The 2,911-nt window shown below is 68.1% G+C and carries 4 protein-coding genes; 3 read left to right on the forward strand and 1 reads right to left on the reverse strand.

Annotated features, from left to right (window positions below):
- The 3 genes from QZV72_RS03400 to QZV72_RS03410 all read left to right on the forward strand — a co-directional run.
- The coding region (locus QZV72_RS03400) for a GNAT family N-acetyltransferase (RefSeq protein ID WP_297005286.1) at positions 1-273 on the forward strand (273 nt) is incomplete at its 5' end.
- Positions 274-305: 32 nt separating this feature from the next.
- Entirely contained in the window at positions 306-1,235 is a 930-nt protein-coding gene (locus QZV72_RS03405; protein ID WP_297005289.1) for a rhodanese-related sulfurtransferase, read from the forward strand.
- A gap of 122 nt (positions 1,236-1,357) precedes the next feature.
- Entirely contained in the window at positions 1,358-2,128 is a 771-nt protein-coding gene (locus tag QZV72_RS03410; protein ID WP_297005292.1) for a hypothetical protein, read from the forward strand.
- A gap of 10 nt (positions 2,129-2,138) precedes the next feature.
- On the opposite strand, the gene QZV72_RS03415 is transcribed toward QZV72_RS03410, so the two are convergent.
- A complete protein-coding gene (locus QZV72_RS03415) occupies positions 2,139-2,813 on the reverse strand; it encodes a pentapeptide repeat-containing protein (RefSeq protein WP_297005295.1) in 675 nt (224 codons plus the stop codon).
- Positions 2,814-2,911: the final 98 nt, after the last annotated feature.

Consider the following 2,911-nt stretch of genomic DNA (forward strand, 5'->3'; position numbering starts at 1 on the left):
ATCTTCGGCCCCGCCGAGGAACAGCAGATCGGACGCCTCGCCGTCCTGCCCGAGTTCCGCGGCTTCGGCATCGCCCGCCAGATCGTGGACGCCACCCTCGAGGTGGCCCGCGGTCGTGCCGCCGCCCTGGACCCGGTGACCCAGACCGCGGTCGTCAAGATCGACGCCCAGGTCGCCACCCAGCCCTTCTACGCCTCCTACGGTTTCGAACCCTTCGGCGCGCCATTCACCGTCGAGGGCATCGAGCACCAGGAGATGCACCTCACGCTCTGAGGACGGACGTCCACCGCATACACTCGTCAGACGTGAGTGAATCCCGCATCCTCCTCTACTACCGCTTCACCCCGGTCGCCGACCCGACTGCGGTGATGCTCTGGCAACGCACCCTGTGCGAGTCCCTGGGGCTGCGGGGCCGGATCATCATCAGCCGCCACGGCATCAACGGCACCGTCGGCGGTTCCCTCGCCTCGGTCAAGACCTACATTCGCCGGACCCGCGAGTACCCCGGCTTCCACGACATGGAGTTCAAGTGGTCCGCCGGCTCCGCTGAGGACTTCCCGAAACTTTCGGTGAAGGTCCGCGACGAGATCGTCACCTTCGGCGCGGCCGACGAGATCGAGGTCGACGAACACGGTGTGGTCGGCGGTGGCGTCCACCTGAGCCCGGAGCAGGTCAACAACCTGGTTGCCGAACGCGGCGACGAGGTCGTCTTCTTCGACGGTCGCAACGCCATGGAGGCCGCCATCGGCAAGTTCAGGGACGCGGTGGTCCCGGACACCACCACCACCCGCGACTTCCTCGACGAACTCGACTCCGGAAAGTACGACTCGCTAAAGGACCGCCCCGTCGTCACCTACTGCACCGGCGGCGTGCGCTGCGAGGTACTCAGCAAACTCATGGTCGACCGTGGTTTCGGCGAGATCTACCAGCTCGACGGCGGCATCGTCCGCTACGGCGAAAGATTCGGGGACACCGGCCTCTGGGAGGGGTCACTGTACGTCTTCGACCAGCGGATGCACGTGGAGTTCAGTGCGGACGCCGTCCAACTCGGCCACTGCATCCACTGTGGCGAACCGACGAACATCTACCGCAACTGCTCCAACGGCGACTGCCGCGCCATGGTGCTCATCTGCGACGACTGCGTCGCCGACCCCCTGACCGCGCACTGCGGACGTCACGAATGCCGGAAAGCTGCCACCGCCGCAGTCACCGGTTCCACGGTCACCACCGGGTAGCGCACCACCGGTACCGCGGTGGCCGCGAAGCCCCGGTATCCGGGTTGACCAGCGCCGTACCCGGCCCCACCGTCAGCATTCGTATGATGGTGGCCGGACGCCTGACATTCCCGGAGGACAACATGAGACATCCGCGCACCGCTGCCCTGCTCACCGGCGGGGCACTGCTGCTCACCACAAGCGCCTGCGCCGACGAAGCGGTGTTCAACAGCTCGGTCTCCGACGAAACCGACCCGGCGGCAGCCGGGGTCTCCGTCCCCGCGGACGCCTCGGTTTTCCGTTCTTCGGCGATCGGCCCGGAGCGGAGGAACCACATGCTCAAGGACGGGGACCCGCTGTCCTTCGTCGATCCGGGACTCCTCGACGCCGACGGAGAACTACCCGCGGGGATGACCGTCACCGAGGCGCAGTCCCTCCAGGTGCTGTCGCAGGTGGAGAATCTGCTGAGTGACCGCAAGCTCAAGCTCTTCGAGGTCGCGACGGTGCGGGTCTACCTCGCACCGACCGGCCGCGACGGCCGCGACGGTGCAGACTTCGACGGGTGGGAGCGGGCTTACCGCCGCTACTTCGCGAACATCGACCGGGACACCGGACGGTCCCTCGTCTCCGACGCGGAGGAGCCGGTGGAGACGACCGCCGTGACCACTCCGGCAGCACCGACCACGGAGCCGGAACCGGACTCCGCAGCAGACTCAGCACCGGAATCAGCGCCCGCATCAGCACCAGCATCGGCATCGGCATCGGCGTCCGTCCTGTCCTCCCGGGTCGACGAGCTGTACCCGGGGACGGACAACCGGACCCGGCCGACACTGGTCACCGTGGCCGTCTCGCAGCAGCCGGTGGCGGGATGGCTGGTACAGGTCGAGATCGAGGCGGTCCACGGGGAGAAGTAGATCCCGCCGGTCATTCCTCCACACGTATCCCCAGGTGCCGGGCGAAGGCGGTGGACAGCAGGGCGACCTGAACCGGGGACAGTGTCATCCCGCGCAGACCGTCCGGGTTACGGATGCCGTGGATCTCCAGGCCTCGCAGATCCACGTTCCTGGCGCGTGCGTCCACCGCGTCGAAGGCGTCGACCTGACAGTCGACGAACGAGACCCGGTCAGCGCGGACACCGCCGAGATCCAGGTCGCCGATCCGGCAGTCGTGGAAGAGCACGTCGGTGAGGTCCGTGCCCCGCACGTTGAGGAAGTCGATGCTGCAGCGCTCGACGATGAGCCCGTGGACGCCGGCGTCCACCAGATCCACCGCGCCGAGCCGGGAGTCCCGGAGGATGACGTCCTGCAGACTGGCACGCGAGGCGGTCAGTGAGGTGGCGTTCACCGTGGTGAGGATGGTGTCGGTGATCCGGGCCCCGGTGAGGACCGCGCCGTGGGCGGTGAGGCGTTCCAGGCGGCAGTCGATGAGGCCCAGTCCCGACAGGTCCCGGGACATGTCCCCGTCGGCGATCATTGCGAGCTCATGGTCCTGCCGTGGACCGAGCAGAGAGGGGTCGACCTCGTCGAGCCGGCCGGGGAAGTCGGTGGCGGACGCGGCAAGGCGACCGACGTCCGGGGCGACGGTGGGAGTGGAGCGCATGACGTTCAGGATAGAGCGTGCCGCATCAGGGTTCGGGGCCGGCCCGGGCCGGGGACAACGGCCCGTCAGCCTCCGTCACCGCGGTGACCCCGGCCGGG

Origin of the sequence: uncultured Corynebacterium sp. (assembly GCF_902782855.1) — a bacterium.
GTDB lineage: Bacteria > Actinomycetota > Actinomycetes > Mycobacteriales > Mycobacteriaceae > Corynebacterium.

Excerpts from the sequence above, each read along its gene's own strand:
- QZV72_RS03415 (WP_297005295.1), bottom strand. The coding sequence starts at position 2,813 with ATGCGCTCCACTCCCACCGTCGCCCCGGACGTCGGTCGCCTTGCCGCG.
- QZV72_RS03410 (WP_297005292.1), top strand. The coding sequence starts at position 1,358 with ATGAGACATCCGCGCACCGCTGCCCTGCTCACCGGCGGGGCACTGCTG.